This is a genomic window from Acinetobacter terrae (genome assembly GCF_013004375.1).
Taxonomy (GTDB): domain Bacteria; phylum Pseudomonadota; class Gammaproteobacteria; order Pseudomonadales; family Moraxellaceae; genus Acinetobacter; species Acinetobacter terrae.
This window is the reverse complement of the sequence record NZ_JABERI010000033.1, coordinates 18,936-34,202: the sequence shown is the minus strand read 5'-3', so window position 1 is coordinate 34,202 and position 15,267 is coordinate 18,936. Positions and strand designations below refer to the sequence as shown.

The 15,267-nt window shown below is 40.5% G+C and carries 22 protein-coding genes and 1 pseudogene; 18 read left to right on the top strand and 5 right to left on the bottom strand.

Features of this window, described 5'->3' with window-relative positions:
• The first annotated feature begins 203 nt into the window (after positions 1–203).
• Complete coding sequence (locus HLH14_RS12990) at positions 204–482, top strand: type II toxin-antitoxin system RelE/ParE family toxin (RefSeq protein ID WP_111861416.1); 279 nt, start codon at positions 204–206, stop codon at positions 480–482.
• A 10-nt stretch (positions 483–492) separates the two neighbouring features.
• Positions 493–789, top strand: coding sequence for a HigA family addiction module antitoxin (locus HLH14_RS12985; protein ID WP_213072661.1), 297 nt, complete (start codon positions 493–495; stop codon positions 787–789).
• Positions 790–875: 86 nt separating this feature from the next.
• Here the strand turns inward: HLH14_RS12985 and HLH14_RS12980 are convergent, their stop codons facing one another.
• Positions 876–1,190 carry a four-helix bundle copper-binding protein gene (locus tag HLH14_RS12980; RefSeq protein WP_126036529.1) on the bottom strand — a complete coding sequence of 105 codons (315 nt, stop codon included), beginning with the start codon at positions 1,188–1,190 and terminating at the stop codon, positions 876–878.
• Between the two features lie 218 nt (positions 1,191–1,408).
• On the opposite strand from HLH14_RS12980, the gene HLH14_RS12975 reads away from it, so the two are divergent.
• Together HLH14_RS12975 and HLH14_RS12970 are read left to right on the top strand one after the other, a co-directional pair.
• Positions 1,409–2,466 (top strand): IS3 family transposase gene (locus tag HLH14_RS12975; RefSeq protein WP_171533210.1). Its coding sequence is split into 2 segments (ribosomal slippage): positions 1,409–1,661 and positions 1,661–2,466, totalling 1,059 coding nucleotides; the frame shifts between segments, so codons are not numbered across the junction.
• A 222-nt stretch (positions 2,467–2,688) separates the two neighbouring features.
• Positions 2,689–3,738 carry an MBL fold metallo-hydrolase gene (locus tag HLH14_RS12970; protein ID WP_126036525.1) on the top strand — a complete coding sequence of 350 codons (1,050 nt, stop codon included), beginning with the start codon at positions 2,689–2,691 and terminating at the stop codon, positions 3,736–3,738.
• Positions 3,739–4,198: 460 nt separating this feature from the next.
• Here HLH14_RS12970 and HLH14_RS12965 read toward each other — a convergent pair whose 3' ends face one another.
• The gene (locus tag HLH14_RS12965) at positions 4,199–4,897 is read right to left on the bottom strand and encodes a DUF1826 domain-containing protein (protein WP_126036523.1); all 699 of its coding nucleotides are present in this window, start codon (positions 4,895–4,897) and stop codon (positions 4,199–4,201) included.
• A 276-nt stretch (positions 4,898–5,173) separates the two neighbouring features.
• Here HLH14_RS12965 and HLH14_RS12960 point away from each other — a divergent pair, with 276 nt between their 5' ends.
• From HLH14_RS12960 to HLH14_RS16025, 5 genes and pseudogenes are all read left to right on the top strand, one after another.
• Positions 5,174–5,557 (top strand): transposase, encoded by a 384-nt coding sequence (locus HLH14_RS12960; protein WP_126036521.1) that lies wholly within the window; start codon positions 5,174–5,176, stop codon positions 5,555–5,557.
• A gap of 6 nt (positions 5,558–5,563) precedes the next feature.
• Entirely contained in the window at positions 5,564–5,878 is a 315-nt protein-coding gene (tnpB, locus tag HLH14_RS16325; RefSeq protein WP_266096750.1) for an IS66 family insertion sequence element accessory protein TnpB, read from the top strand.
• Positions 5,879–5,952: 74 nt separating this feature from the next.
• Positions 5,953–7,049, top strand: a pseudogene (gene tnpC, locus HLH14_RS12950) (IS66 family transposase); the annotation flags it as partial.
• The gene (locus HLH14_RS16030; RefSeq protein ID WP_265936950.1) at positions 7,050–7,352 is read left to right on the top strand and encodes an efflux RND transporter periplasmic adaptor subunit; all 303 of its coding nucleotides are present in this window, start codon (positions 7,050–7,052) and stop codon (positions 7,350–7,352) included.
• Positions 7,349–7,621 carry an efflux RND transporter periplasmic adaptor subunit gene (locus HLH14_RS16025; protein ID WP_126036519.1) on the top strand — a complete coding sequence of 91 codons (273 nt, stop codon included), beginning with the start codon at positions 7,349–7,351 and terminating at the stop codon, positions 7,619–7,621. The genes HLH14_RS16030 and HLH14_RS16025 overlap by 4 nt, the downstream gene beginning before the upstream one ends.
• A 67-nt stretch (positions 7,622–7,688) precedes the next feature.
• Here the strand turns inward: HLH14_RS16025 and HLH14_RS12940 are convergent, their stop codons facing one another.
• The 3 genes from HLH14_RS12940 to HLH14_RS12930 are packed head-to-tail and all read right to left on the bottom strand — an operon-like array spanning position 7,689 to position 8,431.
• Positions 7,689–7,877 carry an acetolactate decarboxylase gene (locus tag HLH14_RS12940; RefSeq protein ID WP_228256502.1) on the bottom strand — a complete coding sequence of 63 codons (189 nt, stop codon included), beginning with the start codon at positions 7,875–7,877 and terminating at the stop codon, positions 7,689–7,691.
• An 8-nt stretch (positions 7,878–7,885) separates the two neighbouring features.
• Complete coding sequence (locus HLH14_RS12935) at positions 7,886–8,254, bottom strand: hypothetical protein (RefSeq protein WP_126036516.1); 369 nt, start codon at positions 8,252–8,254, stop codon at positions 7,886–7,888.
• A 15-nt stretch (positions 8,255–8,269) separates the two neighbouring features.
• Positions 8,270–8,431, bottom strand: coding sequence for a hypothetical protein (locus HLH14_RS12930; RefSeq protein ID WP_164836578.1), 162 nt, complete (start codon positions 8,429–8,431; stop codon positions 8,270–8,272).
• 221 nt (positions 8,432–8,652) lie between these two features.
• Here HLH14_RS12930 and HLH14_RS12925 point away from each other — a divergent pair, with 221 nt between their 5' ends.
• From HLH14_RS12925 to HLH14_RS16020, 9 genes are all read left to right on the top strand, one after another.
• Positions 8,653–9,657: a putative oxygenase MesX gene (locus tag HLH14_RS12925; RefSeq protein ID WP_126036515.1), complete on the top strand. Its 1,005-nt coding sequence runs from the start codon at positions 8,653–8,655 to the stop codon at positions 9,655–9,657.
• Between the two features lie 42 nt (positions 9,658–9,699).
• Positions 9,700–10,728, top strand: coding sequence for a methionine synthase (locus HLH14_RS12920; RefSeq protein ID WP_126036513.1), 1,029 nt, complete (start codon positions 9,700–9,702; stop codon positions 10,726–10,728).
• 103 nt (positions 10,729–10,831) lie between these two features.
• A complete protein-coding gene (locus HLH14_RS12915; RefSeq protein WP_126036512.1) occupies positions 10,832–11,326 on the top strand; it encodes a flavin reductase in 495 nt (164 codons plus the stop codon).
• 44 nt (positions 11,327–11,370) lie between these two features.
• Complete coding sequence (locus tag HLH14_RS12910) at positions 11,371–12,171, top strand: sulfite exporter TauE/SafE family protein (protein ID WP_126036510.1); 801 nt, start codon at positions 11,371–11,373, stop codon at positions 12,169–12,171.
• A gap of 190 nt (positions 12,172–12,361) precedes the next feature.
• On the top strand, positions 12,362–13,111 hold the full coding sequence (locus HLH14_RS12905; protein WP_228256486.1) for a cation diffusion facilitator family transporter: 750 nt from the start codon (positions 12,362–12,364) through the stop codon (positions 13,109–13,111).
• A 273-nt stretch (positions 13,112–13,384) separates the two neighbouring features.
• Entirely contained in the window at positions 13,385–13,663 is a 279-nt protein-coding gene (locus HLH14_RS12900; RefSeq protein WP_081406233.1) for an ArsR/SmtB family transcription factor, read from the top strand.
• A gap of 10 nt (positions 13,664–13,673) precedes the next feature.
• The gene (locus tag HLH14_RS12895; RefSeq protein WP_171533209.1) at positions 13,674–14,693 is read left to right on the top strand and encodes a permease; all 1,020 of its coding nucleotides are present in this window, start codon (positions 13,674–13,676) and stop codon (positions 14,691–14,693) included.
• A gap of 21 nt (positions 14,694–14,714) precedes the next feature.
• Entirely contained in the window at positions 14,715–14,954 is a 240-nt protein-coding gene (locus HLH14_RS12890; RefSeq protein ID WP_171533208.1) for a thioredoxin family protein, read from the top strand.
• A 125-nt stretch (positions 14,955–15,079) separates the two neighbouring features.
• Positions 15,080–15,265: a transposase gene (locus tag HLH14_RS16020; RefSeq protein WP_378320647.1), complete on the top strand. Its 186-nt coding sequence runs from the start codon at positions 15,080–15,082 to the stop codon at positions 15,263–15,265.
• The last annotated feature ends 2 nt before the right edge of the window (positions 15,266–15,267 follow it).

Genomic DNA, 15,267 nt, shown 5'->3' with positions numbered 1-15,267 from the left:
CTTTTAATTTAAATTCTTGAGAATATTTAGCCATTAAAAAGCACCCTTCAAATTAGACTAAGAGTGTCCAACTTTCGGGGTGCAGATTAGGATGTTGGGGTTTTTTATTATCTATATTTTTATAAAGTTTTTGATTTAATATTTGTGTATAGTTTTACTGAACGATTTATTGTATAGTAAAACTATACAATGGATAATTTTTTGTGATTGTAGATTTTAATCATAAAGGGCTGGAAAAGTTTTTTAAAACCAGTTCTACAGTAGGTATTCAGTCAGCTCATTCAACCAAGTTAAAGCGACAATTAACCGCTCTGAATGAAGCACAAAGCATTGATGAGATGAATTTCCCTGGATGGAAGCTTCATCCATTGAAAGGAAAGTTAAAAGATCATTGGGCAATTACAGTCAATGCAAACTGGCGAATGACCTTTGTTTTTAAAGATGGTAATGCTTATATCGTAGACTATCAGGACTACCATTGAGGTGAATATGATGATGAATAATCCAGCTCATGCAGGTGAGTTAGTATCAGAATGGCTAGATGGCTTAAAAGAAGAAGGGCAAGCGATTACGATTACTGAACTTGCTGAACGTATCCAAGTAACACGTCCATTACTTTCTCGAATTATTAATGGCAAAGCACCCGTAACAGCCGATGTAGCCTTACGTTTGCACGATGCTTTAGGTATTAGTGCTGATTTACTCATGCGCGTTCAATCAAAGTACTCTCTTTGGATCGAATCGCAGAAACAACGTCCACAAATTCAGCCATTTTTTGCGAGTTGTTAGTGGTTTGACCCACTAACAACACGTTGGCTATTCATTGAGTAAATCCTAAACTCAACTAATTCTTTTATTTATCAGACAACCATTTTTCAACATTCGGCGGCACATTCACGGCAAGCATCAGCACATTGCTGGCAGTGTTGATGCTCATGTTGGCTACATTCATCTGCACAGTATTCACAAGCCTTGGCACAAAGCTCACAAATTTCTTTCACAAAAGGAGATTCTTTTTGCTGCATACGAGCACAGAGCTGACAAATATCTGCACAATCTAGACAACGCTGAATACATTCCCGCATCATCTCCAGATTTTCTTCTTTTAGACAGGCATTTGCACAACTGGTACAGGCAAGGGAACAGCTCATACATGCCTTCGTGCAATCTGAAAATTGGATATCGTTCATCATACTTACCTAAAGTCACTTGATTTAGGAATAAGCTAATCAAAAAAAAAGATATACACTAGGACGATTAGGTGAGGGAAAGTAAAATAGTCATAGATTTTGTTAAATGGTTTTAGATGCTGGCTTTGAGTGATTTAGCTGCTCATGGGTAATCCCCCCTAAAAATAATAGGACCTAAAAGTAGAATTTTCTCTTAAAGTATAGGCAGGAGATTCTGCATGAAAACATCTAAATTTACTGACAGTCAGATCATGTCCATTTTGAAACAGGCGGAGTCTGGCACACCTGTAGCCGCCCTTTGTCGTGAACACGGTATGAGTAATGCGACCTTCTATAAATGGCGTGCCAAATATGGCGGTATGGATACATCATTAATGGCAAAACTCAAAGAACTGGAAGCAGAAAATACCAGACTTAAAAAGATGTATGCTGAGGAACGCTTAAAGGCAGAGATCATTCAGGAAGCGATGGAAAAAAAGTGGTGAGGCCATCTTGCCGACGTAAGATGGCACAACAGGCAGTTGCCCACTACGCCATTAGCATTCGTTTGGCTTGCCGAGCATTTAGTATCAGTGAAACTTGCTACCGTTATCAGTCCAAGTTAAACGATGACAATGCATTAATTGCAGAACAGCTCATTGAGCTCACTGAAGAAAATACAGATTGGGGTTTTGGTCTGTGTTTCTCTTATCTACGTCATGTTGAAAACCATGTTTGGAATCATAAGCGTGTTTATCGCATTTACTGTGAGTTAGCACTGAATCTGCGCATTAAACCGAGAAGAAGACTAAAACGGCATGCACCAGAACCACTGAAAGAGCCGATCCGGGCAAATCAGGTCTGGTCACTGGATTTTATGCATGACCAGCTTTCTGATGGTCGTAAGTACCGGCTATTGAATGTAATTGATGATTACCGTCGAGAAGGTTTGGCTATTGAAGCAGGATTCTCATTACCCACGATCAGGGTTGTTCGCACATTGAATCAGTTATTGGAATGGCGAGAAAAACCGTTAGTTATTCGGTGTGACAATGGCCCGGAGTTTATCAGTCACGAATTTGTACGCTGGGCAACTGAATATATTCAACCAGGTAAACCACAGCAGAATGCGTATATTGAACGCTATAATCGGACCATACGTTATAGTTGGCTGAGCAAACATTTATTTGATACTTTGGATGAAGTACAAGATTATGCAACAAACTGGCTGTGGCATTACAACCATGAAAGACCACACCAAGCAAACAAAGGAAGGCCACCTCTAATGGCTGCTTAACCTCTACTTTTAACTTCAGTTATTTATGGGAGGATTACCTTTTACAATCGAATCAGGCGTCATTCTCATCTCGATGGAATGAGCCCAGAAGCATTTGATGCAGCTTCAAAATGAGGTTACCTCATGTCTAGGAGAGAGGTGACAATCCATTTCTGAGTAAGTCATACAATTAATGATACAAGATTTCAGTCTCTATATTTAAGAGCTAAACAAGGATAAGTTATGAATAAAAAACCAATAGTAACAGCAGCTTCTGCTCTTATTCTACCTTTACTATTAACTGCCTGTATTCATACGCATACATTTGTTTCACAAGGTAGGAGCAAAGCAGTAACGAGTAATAATGAATACTTGCACCTTGCGAGCACCCATCCTGCCCGTATTTCTCCAAATAAAGATGAAATGCGTGTAACTTTATTGGGAACAGGTAGTCCTGTACCTAGTGAACAACGTTTTGGTATGTCTACATTGGTACAAGCTGGAGGATATAATCTTGTTTTTGATGCAGGGCGAGGAGCAGTCATTCGTTTAACCCAAGCAGGTATACCGCTAGGAAAGGTGGGTGGTGTTTTTTTAACCCATTATCATTCCGACCATGTAAATGGTCTTAGTGATATGTGGATGACAGGTTATATACCTGCTTTTGGAGGTCGTCAAGGTGATTTTAATGTACATGGACCAACTGGCGTCCTTGCTTTAGTAGAAGGGTTGAAGATAGCCCATGCAGACGATATTCGAGTTAGAGTAGCAGATGGTGAGCTAAAAAAAGATACCACTAATATTGTTGCTCATGAATTTTCTGCTGAAGGCGGCGTTGTTTTTAATCTAAATGGCGTAGTCGTCACTGCCTTTAAAGTTGAACATGACCATCATGGTGCTATTCAACCTGCCCTAGGTTATAGAGTGGATTATGCTGGACGTGCAGTAGTGATAAGTGGTGATACAATCCCCACTGCTAATGTGCTTAAATATGGCAAAGGTGTTGATTTATTGATACATGAAGTAGCAGAGTTTCAAGATACTCATGCCGTGCCACAAGTGTATGCTCATCACACTAATCCTCGAGAGGCAGGTGAAATTTTTAATCAAACTAAACCTAAAATGGCAGTATATAGTCACATTGTAAATGGAGTTTCGTCTAGAATTATTGGTATTCCTGATGAGGTGTTAATCCAACGGACTAAGGTAAATTATCAAGGTCCATTAGTAGTGGGTCGAGACTTAATGAGTTTTTTATTAACACCTACTAAAATAGATACTTACACACCTTAATTTTTCTAAGTTATCTTTATTTCGATCTAGACAATTACTAAGCCAAAAATCCGAAGTTTTGTGTGTGAATAAATTTTATATAAAAACACCTGTTTTTGTTTTAGCAGAATAAAAAAGCCCTCATTGGACGTTACTAGTGTGGCAGCAACTTTTCAATCTGGCTCATTTTCTGCGTTGGTAGTCTTTTAGTACATCGTTCAAATAGGCATTTACCGAAACATTTAGAACATTTCAATAGCCACCAAAATTTTAGTCTTCATTTAATATACCAGTTGCAGAAGTAAAGCGAGCGAAAGCAAAATATTTATTGGGAAAAGCGAAATATTGCTATTGAAGAAATTGCACATCAGTTACGCTATGGCTGATCTGTACAATTTCTTTAGAGCATTTAAGAAATGGGCAGATGCAGCACTCAAATTTTATAGGAACCAAGTTCATCCACTATATATTGAATAAAAATTTAACAGATCAATAGCAGTCTATACTCACCATCTTTTTCAGCAGGAGCTCTATGCACACAAGGTAAAACCTGTTGTGTTGGATGATCGACTGCAAGTCGCCAAAGATGCCCTAAACCTAAATTCACAGGTTTTGCATCCGGTTTAGGCTGATAGTGTAGATCAAAGAAATATTCTTCGAGAAACATTTCGAACTCAGCTTCAGGCCCGTCATGTAATTTTTTAAGCTGCTCTCTGATTTCTGGAATCAAGATTTTTTGCTCAACCTGGTCATTGGGCAAGATTTCACTCGCAGCACCATGATATGTACATAAAAAAGTATCCGTTTCGATGGGGGCACGATCAACATGGTACGAATATACATCTGTTGAAATGAAATCTAGATATTCATCCTGTTCATAGCTTTTCAGCAAATTAAGAGAAGGTGATGCGCCGAAATCAGTTAACAGCTGCATATCTTTTAAGATCATTTCTCTGGCTAGATGCCCTTTCTTTGAAAGCTGTAGCACCAGAAGATCTTCAATAGAAACTTCTGTAATGTTTTCTTTTAAATCAAGTTTAGCCACAATCTCTTTAAAATCACCCACCAAATGTCTAGACCAGCAAATGGCATTCATCTCTCGTTGAAAATTCGAATTTACAAGTTCTGAAAAAGTAGAAACCACGCTAATTTGATTGTGGTCAGGAAATGTATTCTTCATACTAGAATTAAGCAATTCATAAACTAGGTCTAATCATACATCCAGCTTTAAAGAAATGGAGAAGGATTAATGGCACAAGTTGATTTTATGAACGTTAACAACATTGATATCATTTTTATAGGCATAAGGGCATACAGTAAAGCAGCTATTTTCGACATAACCTATAGGTATGTTGCTTGATGAGTTTAAGAGTAAGTATCCGGCGAACTCATCTTACCAAGCTATCCTATAAGCCTTAATTTGGTTCCCACTTAAAAACAAGTGGGGACTTAGTCCATGAGCATGGATATATATTCTGTAGCACCTCCCGTTGCTAAAAAACGCAGAACATACAGCAAAGAATTCAAACTCAGCGTTGTAAATGCCTGCAAAGATCCTAATACCTCGGTCGCACTGAAGCATGCTCTTAATACCAACCTCGTCAGTCGTTGGATCAGGAACTTTCATTATAATGAGGGTGTCGTGCAGGATCCTGCTCATGTTAAGCCAGCATTTATTGCTTTGCCTTATACAGCTGTGATCAGTCAACCTATTGATGTGATGATCACATTGCACATCACTGTGCCTCATGCCAATAACGCGATCCAGTTAAAATGGCAGGCATCAGAAATGCCTGCCTTGGCAGAATTACTCAAGGCACTGGCAACAGATCCGTATTGATGAAATCTGGCTCTCTACCCAGCCCATGGATATGCGTGCAGGGATGGATACAACCATGGCGCAGATCATGAAAGCATTTGCTTCAATCAAACCCATTGTGCCTACCTGTTCTGTAATAAACGTGGCCATCGTATGAAAGTACTGGTGCATGATGGACTGGGCATCTGGCTGTGTGCCCGACGGCTGGAACAAGGCAAATTTCACTGGGCGCAGGTTCACCAGGGTGAAAGCGTAGCCCTCAGCCCGGAACAGTTACAGGCACTGATCCAGGGTTTGCCCTGGCAGCGCATTGGACGACAGCAGGTTGTCACTATGCTCTAAACCAGACTAGTGCATTCTGCTATTTTCCAAACGTTCTATTTTCTCTCCTTCATGACCTCAAGCATACTGCAGTCATGAATATGCTGTCTAATTTAAGCCAACTGACCCATGAACAACTGTTGGAATTCACCAGACAGTTGACGATGCAGCATCAGTCTCTGGCACAATTAAATCAGCAATTGGATGCCAAAGTTCAACATCTTTCCATTCTCACTCAAAAATACGAGCATGAACTGGCTTTGTTTAAACGGCATAAATTTGCCCAAAAGAATGAACACTTAACTGCCAAACAAATCCATTTGTGGGACGAAGCGGTCGAAGAAGATATCGCAGCAGTTGATTTAGAGTTGGAACGGCTGAATGCGGATAAAACGAATACAATAGCGCAGAAAGCCACAGCAAATAAACCTAAACGTCGACCGCTGCCAGATCATCTGCAAACCATCCGTATTGAGCATGAACCTGCATCAACGCAATGCAGTTGTGGCTGCCAGTTACATCGTATCGGTGAAGATATCAGTGAGAAACTGAACTTCAGACCGGCACAGTTCTATAAGGAACAGCATGTGCGTGGCAAATGGGTCTGTGACCAGTGTGAGACACCCTGACTCAGCAAGCGATGCCTGCTTATGTGATTGATAAAGGCATTGCCAGTGCAGAATTGCTGAGCCATGTGTTGGTGTCTAAATATGCCAATCATTTACCGTTGTACCGTCAGCGCCAGATCTTTCTACGCGCGGGAATTGATCTGTCCAGATCCACATTATCTGACTGGATTGGTCGCTGTGGGGTGGAACTTGAACCCTTGGCGGATGCCTTAAAACAGGTGGTGCAGCAGCAGCGGGTGATCCATGCAGATGAAACGCCGGTCACCACCATGCAGCTTGGTGATGATGAGAAAAAACCGAAGAAAGGTTATGTCTGGGCCTATGCTACTACACAGTACAATCCAGTTCAGGCGGTGATCTATGACTTTCAGGATAGCCGTTCTGGCCAGCATGCTGAAGAGTTCCTGAAGGGCTGGCAGGGCCATTTGGTCTGTGATGATTACAGTGGTTATAAAGCATGCTTTAGATCAGGCCAGGTCATTGAGGTGGGCTGCATGGCGCAGGCGAATCTGGATTTGACCCGTCAAGACTACCAGCGCGAACAGCAACTCTGGTCACAGGGAATTTCTGCCAAGCAGGATTACCAGCGTGCAGAAAGTGCCTATCGTCAAGCACAGATCACTGTTCAGTCTTCACAAGCACGTTTAAACGCATTAGGTGCGAGCGGAAATAATAATGGACGCTTTTTGATTCGAGCGCCGATCTCCGGGGTGATCAGTCAAAAAGATATTGTGGTTGGTGAAAATGTACAATTGGCTGATCAACTCTTTGTCATTGAACAGCTGAAAGATTTATGGCTTGAGTTTAATTTGCCGAATCAATTCTCAGGTCAATTGCAAGCCGGACAAAAATTGACTTTAAAGTGAATGATTCAGAACAAACCTATAAAGCCATTGTACAAAGCTTAATCTCTCAGGCAGATGTACAAACAGAGCGTTTGGCGGTGCGTGCAAAACTCGATGTGCAAGCGGCTGAGTTGCGTCCTAATGTGTTGGTGAGGGTGTTGATTTCGGAAGCTACTGCAAAATCAGCCCTACGGATTCAAAAGTCTGCGGTGCAAAGTATTGAAGGTGAAGATAGTATTTTATCAGCCAGAATGGCGGTTTGTAGAAGGAGGAATACCATCTCCTTATAGGCCCGCTATTTTATACCCATGAATGGCATCGTCAAGTGATTCGTAATATTCGGGACTGCATCATCAGTTATTCAACAGGCAACATCAGAATAGTGCCTTTTGCAACTGAATAAGCTTCTACATGACCAGAAATATTGGCCTGATTATTAATATAATGCGCATGAAAATACTCATTTGGGTGAGTCACCACACTTTCTAATTGAGGACCACTGTATATACCAATCAATTGTCCTCGGGCATCTGGACTATTGAAAATATGTTTTTCTATAGGATATTTTTTGCGCTAGTGGTATGACTGCCTGTTTGTTCAGTTATTGGATGAGGTTTTTTGCCTGTCACAACATGCCAATGTAATTCAGGATAATGTCCTTGTAAACGGAATACAAAAGGCTGCTCAGTTGATAGTCCTAAACGTTTTGCTTCTTCTAGGAGGAACGCTTCTAATTGGGATTGATTCATATCTGATGGCACAGAAATGTCCTGCCATTTTGTCACTTGACCACTTGCAAAGAGAAAGGCCTGTTCATTTGTATCATGAGGCAAGATTTTTCCTGTTAAATCGCTGCCTGAAGTTACAACGATTTTGCCATCAATTTGAATAATCTCACCCTTACGTCCTGCAAGTGCCCCTATTCCCCAAGTAGATTCTTACTGTGGCAACGCTGAGAGTTTGACGGTTCCTCGATCATCACCTGTATGCATCATATGCTTGAAGTTGCCATAGTGAATAAATTTGAAAGGTGTATCTGCAGCAATTACAGCAGTATTGATTACCGCCATAATGGCTAGAATACTCAAAATACGGTTCATGAAATTAACTTAAAAACTTGTTTTTTAAGATATAATTTTATTATTGGTAAGATCCTTTTTTTGTAGTCAATAAAAAGCGATTTATTTATAAAAACCAGCTTGAAAGTGAATTTTACTCATCTTTTATTGAATTTATATCGTTTTACTCATGTTTAAATTCAGGCTTTAATTGGCTCATACAGAAATTTAGCTTTTATTTAAAAAATTTAGGGCACATCTCCATGAGTACAGCATTTCAATGTTCAATTAAGCGCATTCGTTTTGATGAGAACTACGAGCCAGCTAACAATACACGTTTGACGACTAACTTTGCTAATTTGGCACGTGGTGAAAGCCGCCAAGAAAATCTTCGTCGCACTTTAGCAATGATCAATAACCGTTTTAATAGCTTGGCAACGGTCGACAATCCAAAAGGTGATCGTTATTCACTTGAAATCGATATCATCTCTGCAGAAATTGATATCGAAGGCAATGGTCAAGCTTTCCCCTTCATTGAAACCTTAAAAAGTACCATTATCGATCATCATACCCATACCAATGAACGTATTGAAGGCATGATTGGCAACAGCTTTTCATCTTATGTGCGTGATTATGACTTTAGTGTGGTATTGCCATCACTTGGTTGCAAGTTCAATGAAAAGCCTGAAGATTTTGGTGATCTACACGGCAAGTTGTATCAACATCTTGTAAATTCAGAGGTCTTTAAAGCTGAATTTAACAAACAACCTGTGATTTGTTTAAGTGTTTCAACGACTAAAACTTATTACCGCACTGCCAATGTTCACCCGATATTAGGTGTGGAATACACCAATGAAGACTATTCACGTACCGATGAATACTTCGCAAAAATGGGCTTAAGCGTTCGTTACTTTAAGCCTGAAAATGGCAATGCACCTTTAGCATTCTACTGTGCAGGTGACTTATTACGTGATTACACTGATTTCGAATTGATCAGCGCGATCAGCACCATGGAAAGCTTCCAAAGAATCTATCGTCCTGAAATTTATAATACGAATTCACCTGCAGGTGTGGTGTATCAGCCAAGCTTGAGCTATGGGGATTATTCATTAACTCGTATTGTCTATGACCGTGTTGAACGTGGTGAATTGGCTGTGAAACAAGGCAAATGGACAGAAGAAAACTTCATAAAACCATATAAAGACATCCTTGATGAATGGGCTGCTAACTTCACTGTAGCCAATGTTCAGCAAAATCAAGCTGCCTAATACACCAGATAGATTCACGAAATTTTATAAAGAAGATTAAACATGGCGATTTTACTCCCAACCTCAACTGCTGGCAGCTTACCGAAACCTTCTTGGCTCGCTGAACCTGAAAAACTTTGGTCAGCTTGGAAACTTGAAGGCAAAGAGTTGCTTGAAGCGAAACGTGATGCCTTAAAGTTGTCTCTACATGAGCAACGTCAAGCAGGGATCGATATCGTAAGTGATGGTGAACAAACCCGTCAGCACTTCGTGACTACATTCATCGAGCATCTTGAAGGTGTGGACTTTGAAAAGCGTGAAACCATGCGTATCCGTAACCGTTATGATGCCAGCGTGCCATCAGTGGTGGGTGAAGTTTCTCGTAAACAATCTGTATTCGTAGAGGATGCGAAATTCTTACGTAGCCAAACCAATCAACCGATCAAATGGGCGTTACCTGGTCCTATGACTATGATTGACACGCTTTATGATGGTCATTATAAGAGCCGTGAAAAATTGGCGTGGGAATTTGCCAAAATTCTGAACCAAGAAGCGCTTGAGTTAGAGGCGGCAGGAGTGGATATCATTCAGTTTGATGAACCTGCGTTCAATGTGTTCTTTGATGAAGTGAATGATTGGGGCGTGGCGACTTTAGAGCGTGCGCTTGAAGGTTTGAAATGCGAAACTGCAGTACACATCTGCTATGGCTATGGCATTAAAGCCAATACCGATTGGAAAAAGACTTTAGGTAATGAATGGCGTCAATACGAAGAAGCCTTCCCAAAACTACAAAAGTCTAAGATCGATATCGTGTCTTTGGAGTGTCAAAACTCATGTGTACCGATGGATTTGATTGAACTGATTCGTGGCAAAAAAGTCATGGTTGGGGCGATTGATGTTGCGACCAACCAAATCGAAACCCCTGAAGAAGTAGCAAATACTTTACGTAAGGCGCTTCAGTTCGTCGATGCAGACAAACTTTATCCTTCAACCAACTGTGGTATGACACCTTTATCTCGTCAAGTCGCTCGCGGCAAACTTGAAGCATTAAGCGCAGGTGCTGCCATTGTTCGTCAAGAACTGACTGCTTAATTCTAAGCTGTCTCAATAAGTGCAGGGTGGATGATATATCCAAATCATCCATTTCCCTGACTTGAGTAAGAGACAAGCCATATACATATTTGAGATAGAAGAGATGATTGAAGCAACCGACTTTAGAAATGCAATGTCCTTGTTAACGACTGCTGTGAATGTAATCACAACACAAGGTACAGCAGGGATGCATGGTTTCACCGCATCAGCCGTATGTAGTGTGACCGATACACCGCCGACATTACTGGTTTGCATGAATCAATCATCTCGCTCACATGCACATTTTATTGAAAATAAAGTTCTGTCTGTGAATGTACTCAGCACACAGCATGAACAGATCTCAAATGTATTTGCCTCAAGCAAATTTAATTCTGAAGATCGCTTCAAACTCGGTGATTGGACCACACTCGAAACAGGATCACCTGTGTTAGAAGATGCTCTGGTGAGTTTTGATTGTCAGATTGAAGAAATTCAAAACGTCGGCACACACAGCATGTTCTTATGCCGTGTCGTAGCGATTAAGCAAAGTCAGCAAGAAGAAAGCTTGGTTTATTTTAACCGTGCTTATCACCAAATCGGTCAACTCGAACTCGCTTAATTACTCATTGCTTCAATACTCCACTCTTTAAAAGTCAGTATATCGTGGAACTTATTATTTTTTTAATCATCGGGGCACTTGCTGGATTTGCAGCAGGTCTCTTCGGTGTCGGTGGTGGAACCATTATCGTCCCACTCTTGTTTATCGTCTTTACCCAAATGGATTACAGTCCTGATGTCATTATGCATTTAGCGTTAGGGACTTCACTCGCGACGATTGTGGTGACATCAATTAGCTCATTGATGGCACACCATAAAAATGGCGCGGTGATGTGGCCAGTATTTAAAAACCTGGCGCCACCGATGGCGATCGGCTGTTTTGCCGGAGCAGCCATTGCAGGATGGCTTTCAGGAATACATCTTCAACTCATTGTTGGTTTATTCTTGATTTGGGTAGCATATACCATGTTTACTGGTGCTAAAAAGGCAGTAGACTCAAGCAGAATACTTCCTTCAACAGGTAAACAGGTTGCTGCAGGTTCTGTGATTGGTGTGGCTTCAGCAATTTTTGGTATTGGTGGAGGAAGCTTAACAGTCCCTTACCTCAACCGTTATGGTGTCGTCATGCAAAAAGCTGTCGGAACATCTGCTGCTTGTGGTTTACCGATTGCCATTGCAGGTGCTTGGGGATTTATGATTTTTGGTATGAAAGCGCACACTGCTGTTCCCAATAGTATTGGCTATGTACATACTTATGCATTCTTAGGCATTAGCCTCATGAGTTTCTTTACAGCAAAGTTTGGTGCAAAAGCAGCGCATGCGCTATCACCGCAAATGCTGAAAAAATGTTTTGCAGTATTGTTGGTGATTGTAGGCTGTTTTTTCCTTGTTAAAGGCTTAATTTAAAATATTTTCAGTTCATTGCTTATGATGAAAAAGTTCACTGAGTGTGGGCTTTTCTATGCGGTATACTGTCTTTAAATCCATAATGAATAGCTACCGATTTTGTAGACACCAACATATCCAACCGTCCGCTTCGATAATCGCAAAAGTGTATATTCTAAAAGCGGACATTTCTATTTTGGGCTTACATTTTGTGTTAGAACCCACTCATCAACATGAAACAGCGAATTATGGTACTGCATTTTCGATTGGCATCATCCTGAATTTTGCATTTGTTTTAATTGAAGATTTCTATGGTTGGCAAACAGATTCAATGGCATTGTTGGCTGATGCAGGTCACAACTTAACTGATGTCGGTGGATTACTGCTGGCATGGGCAGCTTATAGCGTAGCGCGTATTCACGCCAATCGTCGTCATACTTATGGTTGGCAAAAAGCTTCCATTTTAGCCAGTTTTGGCAATGCCATGCTGATTCTACTGGCTATGTTTTCTCTGGCCTGGGAATCTATCCAGCGGATTCAGTCTCCCGGCCCTGTAGCGGCAGTTACCGTTATGGTGGTGGCGGCAATTGGTGTCGTGGTGGGCCTCATCATTGCCATTATCATTATCTTGGGAACTTTTTCTTTATCCCGACAATCTTTACGTTTGCTCTTTGATGGTGTGCCAGATCAGAATAATCTATTGGAGGTGAGAAACAGTCTCTTGAACATCCCGAGCGTGGTAACTCTGCATGATTTACATATCTGGGGTATGAGTACCCTGGAGAACGCATTAACAGTGCATGTGGTTTATGATGAAAAATTACAAAGTGCGGATGCCTTGTTGACAGTAATTTGTGAATCTTTACATCATCATTTTGATCTCAACCATGTGACTGTACAGCTAGAATCCATCGATTATGCTGAACATTGTGAGATGAACCAAAAATATCATGTTTCTTAGATATTTGTTATTTAGCAGCCCCTGCAGAAACCCTATATTTTGTATTGTCCATCAGATGTGGTTTTAGATATTCTTCCTTTGCCACAGTAAGGTACTTTTATTAAAAAAGATGGAAAAGTCATTATTGATGGAAATGGTAAGCATTTAAAATAAAAACATAATTTTATTGTGAAAGCCCTGAAAAATGGGCTTTTTTATTTTCCATATCACATTGACAGTAATCAATACAATTTACATACTGGTTACATTAGAGTCAATCAAGGAATGTGTAGATTGAACAATCTTCAGGCCTGTCATCTATATAAAGCTTTAACGGATGAAACGCGGATAAAAATTTTACAAACACTGCATTCAGGTGAATGCTGTGCCTGTGAGCTGTTGAAAAATTTATCTATTACGCAATCTACGCTGTCACATCACATGAAGTGCCTGACTAAGCTTGGTCTAGTCAAGGGGAGAAAGGATGGACGCTGGATGCGTTATTCACTAAATACCCCTTGTACCGAACAGCTGTATTCATTCACTAGAACACTTTTAGTCGGTCAAGGTTAGGAGGATTTAAATGGACAGTATTATTGCGGTCTTTGCATGGTTGAATAATGTCCTGTTGAAAATGACGTGGCTGTCAGATGGAGTTGCCTGGTTCGTTGAAAATATTTTAGGTTTATCGATTGCCACACAAGTCGGTGGCAGCGTGCATTTTTTTATCTATGATGTCATCAAAATTTTTATACTTTTAAGTGTCCTGATCTATTCACTGTCATATATCCAGAGCTATTTCCCACCAGAACGAACCAGACAAATTCTGGGACGCATGAAAGGTATTAAAGCCAATATCATGGGTGCCTTATTGGGAACCCTTACCCCATTTTGTTCCTGTTCATCTATTCCTATCTTTATTGGTTTTACTCGGGCCGGTTTACCTGTAGGCGTAACATTCTCCTTTCTGATCTCCTCTCCCTTGGTCGATTTAGCTTCGATCATTTTATTAGCCAGTATCTTCAACTGGAAAATTGCCATGATCTACGTGATACTCGGTCTGATTCTGGCGGTCATTGGGGGTTCACTCATCAGCTTTTTCAAAATGGAAAGGTATGTCGCTGAATTTGTGACAAAAAATTCAGCGGTGCAAGGTGATGAAGATTTTAAAATGTCTGCTAAAGAGCGTCGCGAATTCGCCTGGGAGCAGGTGGTAGAAATCTTCCGTAAAGTCTGGATCTATGTCTTGATCGGTGTCGGTATGGGCGCAGCGATTCATAACTGGATTCCAGAGCAGTGGATTACGGCCTTATTAGGACAAGACAACTGGTATTCAGTGCTTGTTGCGACTGTTGTCGGTATACCAATGTATGCGGATATATTTGGGACTTTACCTATTGCAGAAGCGTTGGTGGCTAAAGGTGTGGGTTTAGGTACAGTTTTGGCCTTTATGATGGCGGTGACAGCACTTTCTCTGCCATCCTTAATTTTGTTAAAGCAAGTCGTGAAAACACAATTGCTCAGCCTTTTTGTGGTGATTGTTTTTGTTGGTATTTTAATCATTGGATATAGTCTAAATTTATTTGGTCAGTTCTTTATATAAAGTAGTCTCAGGAGATTAGAAATGCATATTAAAGTTATGGGTACAGGTTGTCGTAAATGTAAGGCTTTATTGGCTGCGACAGAAGAAGCGGTGAAAAGCAGTGGTGTACAAGCTGAAATTGAGTATGTCACCGACATGATCAAGATTGCTGAAACAGGTTTGATGAGTACGCCTGGTCTAATCATTGATGACAAAATTGTCTCAAGCGGTAAAGTATTAGAAGCTCAAGCAGTAGCTGAGTTAATTGAAAAAAACAAGTAAATTGAGTTATTGAAATTTAAGTTAAAAACAGTTGCTCCGGCAACTGGTTTTTTATACGGCTATCATGGAATTTACGCTTTATATTCCAATAGTCTGTTGTCATTAAAAGCTAAAAACGCTGTAAATTGGATCCTGAACTAAAAATTTATAATCAAGAAAGCAATAAAATAAGAATAGGGATTGAGCATGTATTTGGCAGCCTGAAAACCTTCAACATCCTTGCCGAACGTTATCGAAACAGAGGGAAAAGACTGTGTTTGAGATTCAATTTAATTGCTGGAATTTACAATATGGAACTGAGTAAAAAATGATT

Excerpts from the sequence above, each read along its gene's own strand:
- HLH14_RS12985 (WP_213072661.1), top strand. The coding sequence starts at position 493 with ATGATGAATAATCCAGCTCATGCAGGTGAGTTAGTATCAGAATGGCTA.
- HLH14_RS12980 (WP_126036529.1), bottom strand. The coding sequence starts at position 1,190 with ATGAACGATATCCAATTTTCAGATTGCACGAAGGCATGTATGAGCTGT.
- HLH14_RS12970 (WP_126036525.1), top strand. The coding sequence starts at position 2,689 with ATGAATAAAAAACCAATAGTAACAGCAGCTTCTGCTCTTATTCTACCT.
- HLH14_RS12965 (WP_126036523.1), bottom strand. The coding sequence starts at position 4,897 with ATGAAGAATACATTTCCTGACCACAATCAAATTAGCGTGGTTTCTACT.
- HLH14_RS12960 (WP_126036521.1), top strand. The coding sequence starts at position 5,174 with ATGAGCATGGATATATATTCTGTAGCACCTCCCGTTGCTAAAAAACGC.
- HLH14_RS12930 (WP_164836578.1), bottom strand. The coding sequence starts at position 8,431 with ATGAACCGTATTTTGAGTATTCTAGCCATTATGGCGGTAATCAATACT.
- HLH14_RS12925 (WP_126036515.1), top strand. The coding sequence starts at position 8,653 with ATGAGTACAGCATTTCAATGTTCAATTAAGCGCATTCGTTTTGATGAG.
- HLH14_RS12920 (WP_126036513.1), top strand. The coding sequence starts at position 9,700 with ATGGCGATTTTACTCCCAACCTCAACTGCTGGCAGCTTACCGAAACCT.
- HLH14_RS12915 (WP_126036512.1), top strand. The coding sequence starts at position 10,832 with ATGATTGAAGCAACCGACTTTAGAAATGCAATGTCCTTGTTAACGACT.
- HLH14_RS12895 (WP_171533209.1), top strand. The coding sequence starts at position 13,674 with ATGGACAGTATTATTGCGGTCTTTGCATGGTTGAATAATGTCCTGTTG.
- HLH14_RS12890 (WP_171533208.1), top strand. The coding sequence starts at position 14,715 with ATGCATATTAAAGTTATGGGTACAGGTTGTCGTAAATGTAAGGCTTTA.